Origin of the sequence: Sulfurimonas sp. NWX79 (assembly GCF_039667035.1) — a bacterium.
Classification (GTDB): domain Bacteria; phylum Campylobacterota; class Campylobacteria; order Campylobacterales; family Sulfurimonadaceae; genus Sulfurimonas; species Sulfurimonas indica.
Genome location: NZ_JALCZL010000010.1, coordinates 19001 through 35516, shown reverse-complemented (window position 1 = coordinate 35516; position 16516 = coordinate 19001). Strand labels below are relative to the sequence as shown.

At 37.7% G+C, this 16516-nt stretch carries 21 protein-coding genes; 17 read left to right on the top strand and 4 right to left on the bottom strand.

Features of this window, described 5'->3' with window-relative positions; genetic code table 11:
- Positions 1 to 3: 3 nt before the first annotated feature.
- The 3 genes from MNY27_RS05925 to fabI all read left to right on the top strand — a co-directional run bounded on the left by MNY27_RS05925 (position 4) and on the right by fabI (position 2889).
- Entirely contained in the window at positions 4 to 1212 is a 1209-nt protein-coding gene (locus MNY27_RS05925; RefSeq protein ID WP_152184196.1) for a phosphoglycerate kinase, read from the top strand.
- 3 nt (positions 1213 to 1215) lie between these two features.
- A complete protein-coding gene (locus tag MNY27_RS05920; RefSeq protein ID WP_152184195.1) occupies positions 1216 to 1932 on the top strand; it encodes a triose-phosphate isomerase in 717 nt (238 codons plus the stop codon).
- A 138-nt stretch (positions 1933 to 2070) separates the two neighbouring features.
- Positions 2071 to 2889, top strand: coding sequence for an enoyl-ACP reductase FabI (gene fabI / locus MNY27_RS05915; RefSeq protein WP_152184194.1), 819 nt, complete (start codon positions 2071 to 2073; stop codon positions 2887 to 2889).
- A gap of 9 nt (positions 2890 to 2898) precedes the next feature.
- Here fabI and MNY27_RS05910 read toward each other — a convergent pair whose 3' ends face one another.
- Positions 2899 to 3324: a hypothetical protein gene (locus MNY27_RS05910; RefSeq protein ID WP_152184193.1), complete on the bottom strand. Its 426-nt coding sequence runs from the start codon at positions 3322 to 3324 to the stop codon at positions 2899 to 2901.
- Positions 3325 to 3431: 107 nt separating this feature from the next.
- Here MNY27_RS05910 and MNY27_RS05905 point away from each other — a divergent pair, with 107 nt between their 5' ends.
- The 6 genes from MNY27_RS05905 to MNY27_RS05880 all read left to right on the top strand — a co-directional run bounded on the left by MNY27_RS05905 (position 3432) and on the right by MNY27_RS05880 (position 7401).
- Positions 3432 to 4745 (top strand): hypothetical protein, encoded by a 1314-nt coding sequence (locus MNY27_RS05905; RefSeq protein WP_152184192.1) that lies wholly within the window; start codon positions 3432 to 3434, stop codon positions 4743 to 4745.
- Between the two features lie 112 nt (positions 4746 to 4857).
- On the top strand, positions 4858 to 5340 hold the full coding sequence (locus tag MNY27_RS05900; RefSeq protein WP_152184191.1) for a hypothetical protein: 483 nt from the start codon (positions 4858 to 4860) through the stop codon (positions 5338 to 5340).
- Positions 5337 to 5627, top strand: coding sequence for a nucleotidyltransferase domain-containing protein (locus MNY27_RS05895; RefSeq protein ID WP_188109474.1), 291 nt, complete (start codon positions 5337 to 5339; stop codon positions 5625 to 5627). Before MNY27_RS05900 ends, MNY27_RS05895 begins: the two co-directional genes overlap by 4 nt.
- 35 nt (positions 5628 to 5662) lie before the next feature.
- Complete coding sequence (locus tag MNY27_RS05890; RefSeq protein WP_152184189.1) at positions 5663 to 6037, top strand: nucleotidyltransferase domain-containing protein; 375 nt, start codon at positions 5663 to 5665, stop codon at positions 6035 to 6037.
- On the top strand, positions 6027 to 6434 hold the full coding sequence (locus MNY27_RS05885; RefSeq protein WP_346391993.1) for a DUF86 domain-containing protein: 408 nt from the start codon (positions 6027 to 6029) through the stop codon (positions 6432 to 6434). The genes MNY27_RS05890 and MNY27_RS05885 overlap by 11 nt, the downstream gene beginning before the upstream one ends.
- 7 nt (positions 6435 to 6441) lie before the next feature.
- Positions 6442 to 7401, top strand: coding sequence for an ABC transporter permease (locus MNY27_RS05880; protein ID WP_346391992.1), 960 nt, complete (start codon positions 6442 to 6444; stop codon positions 7399 to 7401).
- 6 nt (positions 7402 to 7407) lie between these two features.
- Here the strand turns inward: MNY27_RS05880 and nusA are convergent, their stop codons facing one another.
- A complete protein-coding gene (gene nusA, locus MNY27_RS05875) occupies positions 7408 to 8541 on the bottom strand; it encodes a transcription termination factor NusA (protein ID WP_346391991.1) in 1134 nt (377 codons plus the stop codon).
- A gap of 173 nt (positions 8542 to 8714) precedes the next feature.
- Between nusA and MNY27_RS05870 the strand changes: the two genes are divergently transcribed.
- The 8 genes from MNY27_RS05870 to MNY27_RS05835 are packed head-to-tail and all read left to right on the top strand — an operon-like array spanning position 8715 to position 14257.
- The gene (locus tag MNY27_RS05870; RefSeq protein WP_152184185.1) at positions 8715 to 8960 is read left to right on the top strand and encodes an HP0268 family nuclease; all 246 of its coding nucleotides are present in this window, start codon (positions 8715 to 8717) and stop codon (positions 8958 to 8960) included.
- 12 nt (positions 8961 to 8972) lie between these two features.
- Complete coding sequence (gene miaB / locus MNY27_RS05865) at positions 8973 to 10277, top strand: tRNA (N6-isopentenyl adenosine(37)-C2)-methylthiotransferase MiaB (protein ID WP_152184184.1); 1305 nt, start codon at positions 8973 to 8975, stop codon at positions 10275 to 10277.
- The gene (locus MNY27_RS05860; protein WP_152184183.1) at positions 10270 to 10893 is read left to right on the top strand and encodes a lysophospholipid acyltransferase family protein; all 624 of its coding nucleotides are present in this window, start codon (positions 10270 to 10272) and stop codon (positions 10891 to 10893) included. The genes miaB and MNY27_RS05860 overlap by 8 nt, the downstream gene beginning before the upstream one ends.
- A complete protein-coding gene (locus tag MNY27_RS05855) occupies positions 10883 to 11338 on the top strand; it encodes a hypothetical protein (protein ID WP_346391990.1) in 456 nt (151 codons plus the stop codon). Before MNY27_RS05860 ends, MNY27_RS05855 begins: the two co-directional genes overlap by 11 nt.
- The gene (locus MNY27_RS05850) at positions 11319 to 12155 is read left to right on the top strand and encodes a tyrosine-type recombinase/integrase (RefSeq protein ID WP_346391989.1); all 837 of its coding nucleotides are present in this window, start codon (positions 11319 to 11321) and stop codon (positions 12153 to 12155) included. Before MNY27_RS05855 ends, MNY27_RS05850 begins: the two co-directional genes overlap by 20 nt.
- A complete protein-coding gene (locus MNY27_RS05845) occupies positions 12155 to 13180 on the top strand; it encodes a hypothetical protein (protein ID WP_346391988.1) in 1026 nt (341 codons plus the stop codon). Before MNY27_RS05850 ends, MNY27_RS05845 begins: the two co-directional genes overlap by 1 nt.
- Entirely contained in the window at positions 13177 to 13710 is a 534-nt protein-coding gene (locus tag MNY27_RS05840) for a hypothetical protein (RefSeq protein ID WP_346391987.1), read from the top strand. Before MNY27_RS05845 ends, MNY27_RS05840 begins: the two co-directional genes overlap by 4 nt.
- A complete protein-coding gene (locus MNY27_RS05835; RefSeq protein ID WP_152184178.1) occupies positions 13700 to 14257 on the top strand; it encodes a hypothetical protein in 558 nt (185 codons plus the stop codon). The genes MNY27_RS05840 and MNY27_RS05835 overlap by 11 nt, the downstream gene beginning before the upstream one ends.
- Here the strand turns inward: MNY27_RS05835 and tilS are convergent.
- Both tilS and rimO read right to left on the bottom strand, forming a co-directional pair.
- Positions 14203 to 15192 (bottom strand): tRNA lysidine(34) synthetase TilS, encoded by a 990-nt coding sequence (tilS, locus tag MNY27_RS05830; protein ID WP_152184177.1) that lies wholly within the window; start codon positions 15190 to 15192, stop codon positions 14203 to 14205. The two genes, MNY27_RS05835 and tilS, sit on opposite strands and share 55 nt — an antisense overlap.
- Positions 15173 to 16501, bottom strand: a complete 1329-nt coding sequence (gene rimO, locus MNY27_RS05825) for a 30S ribosomal protein S12 methylthiotransferase RimO (RefSeq protein WP_152184176.1) — start codon at positions 16499 to 16501, stop codon at positions 15173 to 15175. The genes tilS and rimO overlap by 20 nt, the downstream gene beginning before the upstream one ends.
- Positions 16502 to 16516: the final 15 nt, after the last annotated feature.

Here is a 16516-nt window from a genome sequence, read left to right as displayed (position 1 = left end):
AGTTTGGAACTACTACACTTAAAAAAGTTAGACCTCAAAGATAAAAAAGTTTTTATTCGTTGTGATTTTAATGTCCCTATGGATGAGTTTGGGAATATCTCTGATGACAGAAGAATCCGCTCTGCCATTGCTACGATTAACTACTGTTTGGATCTAGATTGTGCAGTAATACTTGCTTCTCACCTTGGTCGTCCAAAAGGTGAAGTAGTTGAGAAGTACTCTTTGGCACCGGTTGCAAGAAGACTACAGCAACTCCTCAAACGTCATGTAGAGTTGGCTCCTGGTGTTGTTGATGATGCAACACTCAAAATGGCACAAGAATTGCCGCGTCATGAAGTACTTTTACTTGAAAACCTGCGTTTTGAAGCAGGTGAGACCAAAGATGACAAAGAGCTCTCACGCAAACTTGCTTCTATGGCAGAGTTCTATGTCAATGATGCTTTTGGTGTCAGTCACCGTGCACATGCTTCTGTTCATGGGATTACAAAATTCTTTGATAATGAACACAAAGCTGCAGGATTTTTGCTAGAGCGTGAGATCACCTTCTTTGGAAAGCTTATTAACAATCCTGTGCGTCCTTTTGCTGCCATCGTTGGTGGAAGTAAAGTGTCTGGAAAACTTGAAGCCCTTGTTAACCTACTGCCAAAGGTAGATAAAATCTTCATCGGTGGTGGGATGGCATTTACATTTTTAAAACAGATGGGTTATGATATTGGGGCATCTTTGGTTGAAGATGAACTCTTACAAGAGGCACAAAATATCATGGATGAAGCAAAAAAACTCGGTGTAAAGTTTTACCTTCCTGTAGATGTTATTGCAGCTGAAAAGTTTTCTGAAGATGCGGTTAGTAAGATTGTAACGGCTCAAGAGATTCCAAATGGATGGATGGGACTAGATATCGGTCCTGCAACTGTACGACTTTACCGTGAGGGTCTTAATGATGTGCAGACTGTTCTTTGGAACGGTCCAATGGGTGTTTATGAGATGGAAAAATTTGCCCGTGGAAGCTCTAAGATAGCACACTTTGTAGCAGACTCTTATGCTACAACTGTTGTTGGTGGTGGTGACACTGCAGACCTGGTTCAGCGTGTAGGTGTTGATGATGAGATGAGTTTTATCTCTACAGGCGGTGGTGCATCGTTAGAGTTGTTAGAAGGTAAAACACTTCCTGGTGTTGAACCGCTTATGGTAGAAAAAAGCGAAGAGGAGTAAGAGATGATAATTGCAGCGAATTTAAAAACAAACCTATCGCGCCATGATACGGCTCTCTATATAGAAGAGTTGGAGAAATGTGCACAAAAAAGCGAGCAAGAAGTTTTGGTTTTTCCTGCAATCTCATCACTGGACAGTTTTTCTACAAAAGTCGAGGTCGGTACTCAAAATGCTTATCCGACAGTAAATGGTGCCTTTACCGGTGAAATTGGTCTGGAGCAGCTCAGTGAGTTTGGTATCAAAACTATCCTTATCGGTCATAGTGAAAGACGCCATATCTTAGGTGAGTCTCAAGAGTTCATCGCTAAAAAATTTGACTACTTTAAGAAAGAGGGTTTTAAGATAGTTTACTGTGTCGGTGAGCCAAAAGATGTGCGTGAGGCTGGTAAAGAGCAGATGCTGGACTATATCTCTGCACAATATGCAGGCATAGATACATCGTATGAGAAGCTCATTATCGCATACGAGCCTGTTTGGGCGATAGGTACCGGACTTACACCAACACTCGAAGATATCGAAGATATTCATACAGAGCTCAAAAAGAGATCTCACGCACCACTATTGTATGGTGGCAGTGTAAAAGTGTCCAATGCAAAAGATGTTTTGGCACTGAATAATGTAGATGGCATCTTAGTCGGGAGTGCAGCACTCTATGTTGAACATTTCTGCACAATGATAGAGTATGCAGATGAACTAGAAAAGCAAAATCTTATGAAATAATAAGAGCGTAAAGTGCGAGAGCTTCCCGCTGAGGGAAACATAGTGTTAGCGTAAGAAAAGGAATTACTTCCTTTTCTGTACTAAATAGATGGAGGGGTGCCCTTCATTTTATGAAATAAAATTAAGGAGAAAAAAGAGATGATAATGAAAGGTAAACGCGGTCTTATCGTAGGATTGGCAAATAACAAATCAATCGCATATGGAATTGCAAAAGCATGTCATGAGCAGGGTGCTGAAATGGCATTTACATATTTAAATGATGCACTAAAAAAGAGAGTAGAGCCGATTGCTAAAGAGTTTGGAAGCAGTCATGTATATGAACTTGATGTTAGCAATGAAGAGCATATGGCAGGTATAGCGGCAAAAATCGAAAAAGATTTCGGAAAGATTGACTTTCTTGTACACTCTGTTGCTTTTGCTCCTAAAGAAGCACTCTCTGAGCCTTTTATGAAAACAACAAAACAGGCATTTCAAATTGCGATGGATATCTCTGTATATTCTCTTATTGATCTGACAAACCGCTTAGAGCCAGTACTAAGTGATGATGCATCAATCCTTACATTATCATATCTTGGTGGACCAAAGTACATCGTAAACTACAATGTAATGGGTGTAGCTAAAGCAGCCCTAGAATCAACTGTGCGTTATATGGCAGTGGACCTTGGGAAAAAAGGTCAGCGTGTAAATGCAATTTCAGCTGGACCTATCAAAACGCTTGCAGCTGCAGGGATCGGTGATTTTTCTCAGATACTCAAATGGAATGAGACAAATGCACCACTGCGTAAAAATGTAACAATCGAACAGGTTGGAAATTCAGCTATGTATCTTCTTAGTGATTTAAGCTCTGGTGTAACAGGTGAGACACACTATGTAGATAACGGTTATAACATTATGGGTATGGCAATGGCTGAGACAAATGAAGAGGGTAAAACTATTCTTGCATGGGATGCAAGATAGACTCTAGAGTTACTTTCCTATAACAGGAAGTGACTCGACTTGCTTAACATGAGAGCTGTTATAATCATTTGGTTTTGCTCTCATATAGGCAGAAGCTTTATCAACATACTCCTGTAAAGTAAAGTTTCTATCCTCTTTATCAACAAAGTGTGATTCTTGAGTCTGCTTGACTGAACCCTCTGCTGTCCTCCCTTTTTTCTCTTGCATATATTTCTTTTGAATCTTTTTGTCTTTTGATATTGTCGGCTCCCAATCCTCTTTGAGCCAAGAGTCAAGGGATTTCTGCATTGCTCCCTCTTTTTTTCCTGCATTTGAATTACTTATACTGTTTAAAGCAGAATTTTGTGACGGTGCTACTTTTGATGAAGAAGAAGCACAGGAACTCAGAACAAAAGCTAACAAGAGTGTGTTTGATATTATAATTAGTTGTTTCATATGGGAATTATAGCCAAAAAAAAGATAAATAATGTAAAATTTATGTAAAGTTAAGAAAAGATTATGTTATACTGCTTCTGAAATTTGTAAAAGGATAAGGAGAATATATGAAATTTACAAAAATGAGTTTAGTAGCAGCGCTACTAATTGGTTCAAGTGCGTTTGCTATCGATAACGTTAAAGTTAGTGGTGATGCTAAACTTTACTATGCAACTGATGATGCAAAAACAGATGGTATTAGTAGTGTTACAACAACTGCTTCTGATAGCTTGTTTAATGCTGGTTCATCTGCTGGTCAAGCTGCATTGAGCCTTGGAATTACTGCTGATTTAACTAAAAATATCTCAGCTGGTGTAAATACAACTGTATTGACTACACTTGGTCTGCAAGGTCAACTTGTTAATAATGTGTGGGAAGGAACAGATTTAGTTTCTGATTCTTGGATTGTTGATGAAGCATGGATTGCTGCAACTGTAGGTAACACTACAGGTAAAATTGGTCGTATGAAACTTGACACACCATTAGTATTTACTGAGACGTGGTCAATTGTTGAAAATACATTTGAAGCTGCTGTAGTAATTAACCAAGATATTCCAGATACTACTTTAGTAGGTGCCTATGTTGGTGGTTCTAATGGATCAAGTCTTTTTAATGGAAATGGTACAGGGACAAATGCACCTGTTGGAATAGCTAATAGAATTCAGAATAATGATGCAAGTTATGATGGTAGTACGTTTTCTCAATTTTATAATGGAGCATTCGCAGCAGGTATCGTAAATAATTCTGTAAAACCATTAACTGTTCAAGCATGGTATTATGATGCACCACAATATGTTGATGGTTTCTGGTTACAAGCTGATGTAGCTATGGAAGGTATTTCTGCTGGAGCACAATATACACAAATCAACTATAATAAGAGTAATAATTTAGCAATTACAGCTGATTCTGATAATGATGCATATGCATTCAAACTTGGTTATGAAATGAAAGATGTTTTAAGTGCAAGTGTTGCTTACTCTCAAACAGGTAAAGAAACAAAATCAGGTTTCGGACTTGGTGCAGCACAAAATCTTGCAACTTTAGGTAATAATGCTCAAACTAAACTTTATACTGAAGCTTGGTGGAATTATGGCTATGTAACTCGTGCAGATACTTCAGCTCTTAATGTTACTGTAACTGGTAATGCTGCTGGTATTGATTTAGGTGCATACTATACACAAACGAACTCAGATAAAAATGGCGGAACAGCAGAACGTCCAGATATGAAAGAGCTTACTGTGACGGCAGGTAAAGCATTTGGTCCTTTAGATGCGAAATTAGCATATATTTATACAAAAGCTGATGATCAAAACATTAAAGTTGGAGCTACAAAAGGTTCAGCTTATAATACTATCCAAGCATACTTAACATTAAACTTCTAATCTAAACATTAGACTAGAAACTTTAACTATCTCCCCTAGAGGGAGCTAGTTTCCCCTCCCAGTATAAAAATCACAAACTCCTGAAAAAACCAACTTATGTTATAATACTTTTATGACAAAAATAGATACCCTGAAAAATATTTTACAAAAACGATTTGATAAAGTTGAAAAGCACTATATTGCTCTTTCTGAATATAAAACACTCATCGATGAGATGCAGGAAAATAACAATATTTATGAGCCCTTTATTTTTAATACTCTCAACCCACAACAACGCGCAATCTTAGATGCCTACCTGAAACGTTTTGCATCACTGCAGGATTTTCTGGGTGCTAAAATATTTCCTCTTCTGTTGGAGGTAGCAGGTGTCCATACTAGTAAGATGAGTGAGGTACTCTCTTTGATAGAAAAAGAGGAGATCATAGACAGCATTGAGAATTGGATAGAGCTGCGTGAGGTAAGAAATGAGCTTGAACATGATTATCCACAGGAGCTAAAAGATGCACTGGATGATTTGAGATACTGCATAGAGAATTTTACCAGACTTGAAAACTATTATAAAAAGAGTCTGGACTTTTATGGATGCTACAGATGAGACTCTCAGAGAAAGTAAAACAAAAGATTACTCAAACTGTTCATAGAATATTTGGTGATGTTGACATCTACCTCTTTGGCAGTCGTGTAGATGATACAAAACGAGGCGGAGATATAGACATCGCTCTTGATATGAGCCTATCAAAAGATGAATTTCGTAAAAAAAAGACAAAATTTTTTACTGCTTTGATGCAAATGGATTTTTTTTACGATGTGGATTTGGTACTTATGGGTACGACAGACAAACTTTTGCGTGATGAAATCCGAAAAAATTCGATTAAGCTGTAATCCCAATTGGTTTTGAACTTATGTTATAATATCTTATGGTAAGAATAGATGAAATTCAAAAAATTATTGCAACTATAGATGAGGTAGAATTTGCATATCTTTTTGGTTCTTATGCAAAAAAAACGCAAAGTGCTAGAAGTGATATTGACATCGCAGTGTATCTAAAAAAACAATACAACCATTTTGATACAAAATTAAAAATTCACCATAAATTAGAAATAAATTTACATAAAGATATCGATCTAATCATACTAAACAGTGCCAAAAATTTCACTCTTTTAGAAGATATTTTTAATGAAGGTATTGTCCTTAAAGAAGCAAAAAATGATGAACGCCTACTCTTTGAACTCGCTAAAGAACATGAGATACAAGATTATAAAGTTTTTAAAAGAATGTTAGATGTTGCATAAGATAGAGCAAAAAATTATTTCTATTGAAGAACTACTCAAGATTTTAGAAGAGTTGAAAAGTGATTGTAAAGAGAGATTTTTGAGAGATAAAATATATCAGGGTGCTCTGCTGCACTATCTTTATCTTGTCTCTGACAGCTCAATTGCATTGGCGGAGATGATGATTAAATATAAAAATTTAAGAAAATCAAACAGTTATTATGAAAGTATAGATTTACTTGGAGAATATAATCTTATCCCCGCTGATTTTGCTTATGATTTTGCAAAAATTGCCTCATTTAGAAATTTTTTGGCACATCACTATGAAAGAGTTGATTATAAAGAGATATGTGAGAGTACACTTGCAAAATTAAGCGATATAAGAGAATATCTCAAATATATACGAAAAAGTTTATAGCAGAGTTATGGTGTTATTTTTAAAAAAAATTGCTTACATATTTTTTATGCTTCTTTTGATATCTGTCATCTCTTTTTTGGCAATTCACTCAGCACCAAACTCTTTTTTTGGAGCAGGGGAGCTCAATCCAAATATGACAAAGGAGGCTATAGCAAAACTTAAAGCTGTTTATGGACTGGATAAACCACTGCTGCAGCAGTATTTTGACTGGATGAAAAATATAGTGACACTCAACTTCGGTATCTCTTTTGTCAGTGGGCAGGATGTAAGTTCTGAGATATTAAAGCGTTTGCCTGTCACACTATGGATGAATATCATAGCACTTATAAGCGTCTTTGTGCTTTCGCTCTATCTTGGCATTAAAGCAGCGCTCAATTATGAGCAAAAGAGTGATTATCTCATCCGTCAGCTCTCTTTGGTCTCTTTTTCGATGCCTAGCTTTTATCTCGCACTGCTTTTTATCATCTTTTTTTCTATCAAGCTCTCTTTGTTCCCCATAGCAGGACTGCACTCTATAACACCAAAAGAGGGTTTTGCAAATATAATGGATATGGCATGGCACTTGATACTGCCAATAGGGGTAATGATATTTGTAGGACTGGGAAGTATGATAATTTACATACGCTCTTTGACCTTGGAGATACTCAAAAGTGATTATTACACCTTTGCACGCTCACGCGGTCTCACGCAAGCCAAACTGCTGCGCTATTATATTTTGCCAAATCTTATGCCGCCTATCATTACACTGCTTGGGCTTTCTCTGCCGGGGCTTATTGGTGGAAGTGTTATTTTGGAGTCTATCTTTGGTATTGAGGGGATGGGACAGCTGTTTTATATCTCGGCACTCTCACGAGATTATCCCATCATTATGGGAATACTGATGATAACAGCCTTTCTAACTCTGCTTGGTAATATGTTCGCAGACCTAGTGCTCTTAAAACTAAACCCTTATATGAACAGGGCTTAGTGCTTATTAGCTAAAGAGTGCTTCAAGTGCATCTACTCCATCTTTTTTCTCTTCAATCTCACCATTTTCATTGGTTGTTTCATCACTCTCTATAAGCTCTATCTGCATATCTGTTAGCATTGATGCTAGACGGATGTTGATGCCGCTTTTTCCGATTGCTTTACTTTTTTGGTCAGATGGAAGTGTAATGATCGCTTTTTCATTCTCACCTTCTTCATTTTTGACAATCTCTACGTGAGAGATGATAGCCGGACTCATGACACGTGAGACAAAAAGCTCAGGAATGTTCGTGTACTCGATACAGTCGATATTTTCACCGATAAGTTCTGCACTTACAGAGTTGATACGTACACCTTTTACACCAACAGTAGCACCAACAGCATCAACTTGTGGATGTGTTGAGAGTACTGCTACTTTTGCTCTCTCACCCGGAATGCGAGCTGATTTTTCGATGATAACAGTACCGTCTGCGATTTCAGGTACTTCAAGCTCTAAAAGTGCTTCTAAGAACTTCGGTGATGTACGTGAGAGCTCGATTGAGATGCCATGCTCTTTGTCCATATTTACACGGCGAACAACCGCTTTGATATGATCACCCACTTCAAAAATTTCACCTTTGATACGGCTTTTCATCGGTAATACTGCACGAATCTCATCGACTTCGATGTACGTTGCATTTTGTGCATCGACACGTGTCACACGCCCGCTTACAAGTGTGCCTACTTTTGATTTGTACTTGTTATAGACTTCATCTTCTACAAGTCTTTGGATGTGATACTCGATCTCACGGTGAAGTCCTGATGCCGCAGTTCTTCCATAATCTTCGAGGTCATGATCAATTTGGAGTTGGTCACCCAGCTCTACTTGATCATCATACTCTCTGGCATCAGTGATTGAGATATATGCAGGTGCACTCTCTTCATCTTGCAGTCTCTCATCATCATCTGCAACAACTGTAATAGTTTGAACGATTTTTATATTTTTTGACTCTTCATCTACCACTGCTTCAAAAGCAAAGTTTGGATCGATGACTCTTTTTGCGGTCTGGATAAATGCAGTCTTTAAAGCTTCTAAAACTTTTTCCGGCTGGAGCCCTTTTTCATGACCGATTGCTTCTGCAATGTCTAATATTTTTTCCATAGTTATTTCCTTAAATTTTAAGAAATCTTTCTAACAATGATAATTCTTTGGGGGATTTCTTATTGAAGTAAGGTATTATACTTAAATTCTGCTAAAAACATCTTTAATCAGCTTTTTAGTAGAATTTAAGTATAATGCAAAACTTTTAAAATAATGCAAAGGAAACTACCTAGATGGATTTAAAATTAGCTAGAACAGATTTAGATGCGAAACCAAAAAAGATTGATTTGGCAAAGATTGAAGAGAAAGTTGCAAAAGAAGAGAGTGTGATTTTTTACTTCGACAGAGAAAATTCTCACAAAGATTTACTTGCACTGCAAGATCACTTTGAAGAGCAGGGTAAAAGTTTTTACATGAGTGAAGTGAAGTACGGATTGTCAGATAATGACTATATGTACCAAGTTCACATAATGAGCTAAGACGGAATATCTATGAGTAAAAAACTTTTTATTGAGACACTCGGCTGTGCGATGAACTCACGTGACAGTGAGCATATGATAGCAGCGCTCAAAGAGAAAGAGGGCTATGAAACAACAGATGATATGAAGAGTGCCGATCTGATTTTGATTAACACTTGTTCAGTCCGTGAAAAACCTGTTGCAAAGCTTTTTTCGGAACTCGGTGTGTTTAATAAAAAGAAGAAAGAGGGTGCAAAGATAGGTGTATGCGGTTGTACTGCTTCACACCTTGGTGATGAGATCATTAAACGTGCTCCTTATGTCAGTTTTGTATTGGGTGCCCGTAATGTTTCAAAGATTACAGAAGTACTGCATAAAGAGAGAGCTGTTGAAGTTGACATCAACTATGATGAGAGTGAATTTGCTTTTGATGATTTTAGAACATCACCCTATAAAGCCTACATCAATATCTCCATAGGCTGCGACAAACAGTGTACCTTCTGTATCGTTCCAAAGACGCGTGGTGAAGAGATCTCCATCCCGGATGAATTAATCGTGCGAGAAGCGCAGCGTGCAGTTGACAATGGTGCAAAAGAGATATTTTTACTCGGGCAAAATGTCAACAATTATGGTCGTAGATTCTCTTCAAGTGAGCATGAAAAGGTAAATTTTACAGAGCTCCTTCGCCGTCTTTCAAAGATAGAAGGGCTTCGCCGTATCCGCTTTACTTCTCCACACCCTTTTCATATGGATGACGAGTTCATCGAAGAGTTTTCGAGCAATCCGAAGATATGTAAGTCGATGCATATGCCACTGCAGAGTGGAAGTACAAAAGTACTTAAAGATATGAAACGCGGCTACTCTAAAGAGTGGTTTTTAAACCGTGTAGAGAAGCTGCGTTCTCACTGCCCTGAGGTAAGTATATCTACCGATATCATCGTTGCATTTCCCGGAGAGAGCCAAGAAGATTTTGCCGAGACGATTGATGTGATGAAACAGGTGAAGTTCGATCAGATATTCTCCTTTAAATACTCCGCGCGTCCTGAAACAGAAGCACAGCATTTTAGTGATGTTGTAGATCCGGAAGTGGCATCTGAGAGACTTTCGTACCTGCAGACACTCTATACAGAGCTGCTTGATGAAAAGAGCCAAAAACAGATGGGTAAAACCTATGAAGTCTATTTTGAAGAGCTTAATGCAGATGGATATGTCTCAGGAAGAACAGATAACAACCTTGTTGTCAAAGTAAAAGGTTCAGAAGAGTTGCTTGGTGAGTTTAGAGATGTGAAAATCACAAAGATTGGACGAACGATTTATACAGGTGAGATTCTTGCTTAAAAAGTTCAGCCGCTCTTTGGCTCTACTTCTTGTCCCTTTCATCGGCTCTTTGGTCATTCGTTTTTTATATCTTACAAACAAAAAAAACTTTCATGCACCAGAGTCCATAACGGACGAGCCTGTTATTTTTGCCTGTTGGCATGGAGAGCTTTTAATGCTTCCTTACCTTTACAAGTACTATCGTAAGAAACCGCACGCAAAGGTACTTATCTCTCCACATTTTGACGGAGAGCTTATCTCCCGCACTATCAAATACTTTGGGCTTGGAACACTTGCAGGCTCATCTGATAAAAATCCGGCACGTGTACTTATTCAGGCTATCAAGACCATTAAAGAGGGGTATGATATAGGCATTACTCCTGATGGTCCTAAAGGACCTCGCCATGAAGTAGCTGACGGTATCATTGTGATGGCACAGAAAACAAAAGCCAAAATTGTTCTTGTCGAGATAAAGCCGACAAAGTTTTGGCAGCTAAATTCATGGGATAAGTTTACAATTCCCAAACCTTTTGGTATACTTAACTATTATGCAAGTCCTGAGATAGACATCAGTGGCATGGAACTTGAATCTGCACGGAAATTGCTCAAAGAGGGGTTACTCAAACATGAATGCTAAAATATTCTTTCCTTTTGTCGCTCTTGGTCTTATAATAGTAATGGTTGTCTATTTTTTGATTAATCCTTCGTATGAAAAATCCTTAGAAGCAAAATACTACTATGAAACTGGAAAGTATCAAAAAGCATACGAACTTGCAAATGAAGCCTTTAGTATAGATGTTTACAATCGTATGGCATCAACGATTATGGCACAGTCTAAGACATCTATGAAGTATAAAAAGTATGTGGACCAGGCAAAAGAGTATCTGCGTGAGATAAATACCATAGCATCCAAGCAGAGTATATCAGATGCTGACAGAGCAAAGATAAAACTTATGAGTGAGATAATGGTGGACTCGTATGTGAAACTTGCTCCTAGTGTGATTACAGATGAGGCTTTGGTAAAAGAAGCAGCGACTTACTACAAAAACTTTGAGCAACTCCTTGAAAAAGTCAATAGATAAGAAAAGAGCGGCTTTTTTAGATTATTTACAAAAACAGCGAGGGTATTCCAAGCTCACTGTTAAAAGCTACTCAGAAACTTTAGAAGAAGCATTTAAGCACATCGAAATCATTGATGAAAAAAAACATCTGCTTTTTAATCTGATGCCGTATCGCATTCACATCGCTTCACTGAATGCAAAAACAATTTCAAAAAAACTCAGTGCTATAAGAAGTTTTGTCAAGTATCTTAATGATAACGGTACGGAGGTACTGTTGCGTGCCGATGAGAGTATAAAAGTAGCAAAAACTCTGCCAAAACCGGTGTCACACGAGCATATTATGGAGGCATTAGAGAAGGCAGAACTGCAGGAAAAACTTGTTGTTTTGATGCTCTATACTTTAGGACTGCGTATCTCTGAACTAGCAACTCTGAAAGTAGAAGATATCAATGGTGAGTGGATTCGTATTATTGGAAAAGGTAATAAAGAGAGAGATATTCCACTTCTTGAGAGTGTAAAGAAATTAATTGATGAATATTTGTCAGTTTTTATGGTAAAAAAATATCTTTTTGAAAAAAATGGCGAAAGATTAAGCGAAAATAGTCTAAGATATATGATAACTAAAGTCTTTGGTCGTGTAGCCTTGAGCGTAACACCACATCAACTTCGTCACTCCTATGCTTCATCACTGCTAAACAGTGGTGCGCCGATTGTCGATGTTAGTGAGTTGTTAGGTCACTCTTCTATGGCTACAACACAAATATATACGAAATTAGGTAGTGCATTGAAACAACAAAATTATGACAAAGCACATCCCCTCTGTAAGGATGAAAAGTAGTGCTTGCTAAAATTTTTGAAGCTTTATATCTGAAAGTTTTTGTCAATATTATTGTCAAGCGTGCATCAACTGTTGTCTATATAGAGTTGTATTCCAAAAAGGGTAGTGCTGATAATATTCATGCAGAGTTTGAGACTACACAACTGGATGAAAAACTTTTAGAGTTTATAGAGAGCTACGTCAGAGAGTCACCTTACTATTACATCGCTCTTTTAGACTACTCCAGCTTACAAGGTGCCTTACCGACGTGCTCAAAAAATCGACTGCCATACTATTATGATCTGAGTAATTGTGAATATAAGTGTTATAATGGAAAGTGGACCTACTATACATCAAAATCAGAACTCTATGAGATAGAAAAAACCTATAAAGAGACAGGAGTAGATTTTATCTTCTCTCCATTTGTTGTACTTGCCAATTTTTTCAAAGATAAGATAAGTGGAAATTTAGCACTCTATGCACTTGTACAGGACAGCTTTATCTCCATAGCTGTTTTTGAGAATTCAAAACTGCTGTATGCTGAGCATATGGATATGCAGACAACTAGTGAAGTGGATGATATTCTTTTGACAAATGATATTGAAGATGAAGAAGTTCTGGACCTTGAGATGGATAGTGGCATTGACTTGGAAAATATTGATGTTGATGATACTGGGGAGGCTCTGGAAGATTTAAGTGATATAGAGGATTTAGATGCGATTGAAGAGATTGAAGAGTTTGATGAATCTAAGGACGTTGAAGAGGAGTTCTTAGAAAGTGATGATGTTTTACAAGAGGCTGATGACGGAAGTTTTAATGAGGACTATCAGCGTTTTTCACTTATTCAGACATCTGTCGCTCATTTTTATAAAGATGAAAAGTATGAGAGCACTTTTTTAGAAAATATGTATATCGCAGATGCGGTTGGCGTGAGCAGTGACTTGAAAAAGTATCTTGAAGAAGAGATGTTTTTAAATGTCTACATCAGACATACAGAGATAGATACGGAAATATGTGAACTTGTAAAAGAGGAGCTTGGTTTATGAAATACAGCTACATAAAACCACGTAAAAAGGCCCCTTTTACTACGGATGTACAGCTTATTGTTACATTTTTTTCAATTACCATCATTATGCTACTATCAACATATGCATTTTTACTCTTTAAAGATTACTCTTTTGTCAATGAGAGAGAGACTTTGGTACAAAACCGCATAGATTTGGAAAAAAACATAGAAGATATGGATAGTAAAATTGCCTATATTAAAAAGCAAAAAGCACTCTCAGAAAAAGTCTTTACACAAAATATGGTGCTCAAAGACTCGATTGCCAATCTTTTTGATCTCGTACCTGAGCGTATAACACTCTCACGTGCAGAGCTTTTACAAAACGGTCTGATTTTGTATGGTGTAACGCCGAATAAAGATGTATATAACTTTATGTTGCAAGCACCACTGCGCTCGATTTTTCAGAAGACATATACAAGTTTTTATCCGACAGATAGTGGTTGGTTGCATTTTGTCTCAACAAACTATATCAATGAAGATGAAAGCGAGGAGTTAAACAGTGAAGATTAATATATCGCGTCATCAGATCTATATACTGCTTCTGTCTTTCTTTCTTTTTCTGTTTGTCTTGATTTTTTCTTTTGGACTTTTGATACCGGAAGGTCAGGAGTATCGCCTCAAACGAACAGCACTGAAAAAAGAGCTCAAAGAGTACAATCAGTATCAAGTTTTTCATAATGAGACTTTGGAAACACTTAAAGAGTTGCAGAGCAAAAACAGAAATATCATTACAGCATTTGACAGACCTTTTTCACCAGAACGTTTTGAGAAGCAACATAAGTCACACTTTTCATCGCTGACGATCTCTAAGATCCAAAGAGCAAAAGATGAAGAGGGTTTTAGTGTTTATGAAGTCAATACTACTTCACATATCTCTTCACCGACAAACTTCTATGACTTTTTAGATGCACTGAACAAAGGCGACTGGATAATCGGTGTCAATTTTCCTATTAAATTTGTGCGTGACGGGGAGATGATAAAATCATCTTTTACAATGAAGGTCTATGCCAATAATAAAGACAAGAACTCTTCTGCTTCTGTATCTTCTGCCAAATAGCCTCTGAGCTTTGGTTCTATCTTTAAGAGACGCATGCTCTCTTTAAATGCTTTTGTCAGATTTTTTGCTTCTTGGTAGGGTGCGATACAGATATACTCTGCTACTTGTGTGACAATATATTTTCGTCCCACGATAACACTCTCTTCCTCTTTTAAGAGTTTTCTCTCTTCGTTTGTTATGATATGGCCGATGGATTTGAGATATTTGTCAATATGATAAATATCACAACGTTTATCCTGATGCCTGAAGCAGGCGAGCTGATTGATTTTTTTTATTTCAGTCTCTTGTATAAGTTGCCCTCTGTCTTCATCAAGATAGGAGAAACTTTTTTTAATGCCTGAGAGATATTTCTCTAAAAGTGGTTGTGCGTGAGCTTTTCGAAAGTAGTTTCGACTATATTTTTCATCTCTGTTACTTTCATCTTCAAAATAGTGTAGATTGTTCTCTTTTAGATACACAAGCAGCTCCTGCTTTTCAAGGTGCAGGAGTGGACGGATCAGTCTGTAATGCTCACGCAGCTCAATCTCCCGCATACCACTAAGCTCTACACAGCCGGCACCTTTACAAAACTGCATCAAAAACCACTCAAACCTGTCTCCTAAATGGTGGGCAGTCAGAAGATTGTCATAGTTATGTGAGTTAATAAGCTCTTCAAAAAACGAGTAGCGTATCTCACGTGCCTTTGCTTCAAAATTACTATCAATTTTAGCAGCAGTTTGAACATGACACTCTATATTGTATTTTTTAGCTAACTCTTGGGCATAAGCAATTTCTTCTTTACTTTGCTCACGCAGACCATAATCAACAATGGCGATATCAAAAGGAATCTTGTTTTCTTGCAGGATAAAAAATAGAGCTGTAGAGTCAACTCCAGCCGAGAAGGCTAGAAGGTTTTTCGAAGTTTCTAAGAGTGCTTTAGTCGTCTTTTTTAGCATTATCTACGGTTGCTGTTAAGATATTACCGACAAGTTCTGTGATTTTTGCTTCGTACGCTTTTCCAAACTCAAGCTCACTTGCATCATCTGTACGGTCATTGACATAGATCTCCCCATCGATCTCCGGAGCCCAGCGAAGTTCACGTGCCGAGAGTAAGAACTCATGTTCATCACTCTCACCATCAATGACAATCTCACGTGTTTTTCCAACTTCTGCTTGAAGTGATTTCTGTGCAGACTCAGCTGCGATATCACCTAAGATTTGAGCACGTTTTGCCTTTGTCTCATCATCAATCTTCTCTTCCATAGCATAGGCAGAAGTTGTCTCTTCATCAGAATAAGAAAAGACATTGATTCTGTCAAAACCAAAAGAGCTCGCAAAGTCACACATCTCTTCAAACATCACATCACTCTCATGGGGATGTCCAACGATAAAGCTTGTACGTACAAAAGAGTTTGGAAGAGAGCGCATGAAGTTGAGCAGCTCAAGCGTCTTTTCTTTGCCAAAACCACGCTTCATAATGCGTAGCATATCGTCATTGATGTGTTGAATCGGCATATCGAAGTAGTTTTGAAAAACTTTGCTTTTTGCAATGTTTTGTAAAAGTTTTATAGTTGTTGTTGAAGGGTAGAGGTAAAGAATTCGTGCACTTTTTACTCCTTCAATCAGCTCAATTCTCTGGATGAGCAAAGAGAGACCGTCTGTTACATTCTGGTCACGCAGGTAAGAGCTTGAATCTTGGCTTACAAATGAAAAGTCCCAATACCCTTTTTTCACAAGCTCTTCAACCTCACGTGCAATGGAATCCAGGTCACGAGAGTGCAGTTTGCCTTTAAAAGAAGGAATAGCACAAAAAGAACATGTCTGATTGCACCCCTCTGAGAGTTTAATATAGGCATGATATGTTGACCCCGTCACTACACGCTCTGCACCGTCAATAAGATAGACCTCTTCTGAAAAACGGCTCTTTTTCTCGACCAAAAGTTCATCGATTTTGTCGTAATCTCCAACCCCTGTAAAGATATCTACTTCAGGAATCTGCTCCATCAATTCATCTTGATAACGCTCAGATAGGCATCCCGCCATTACAAGAAGAGAATCTTCTTTACGAGTTTCATGCAGAGATAGCACAGTATTTAGAGATTCCTCTTTTGCTGCATCGATAAAACCACAGGTATTGACAATGATAACATCTGCATCTTCATTATTGTCTGTCAGTTCAAAGTTTTGGAGTTTTCCCATCATCACTTCGGTATCAACAAGATTTTTCGTACATCCAAGTGAGACGATATGGAGTTTGTTAGCCATTTTTCTTCTTTTTTA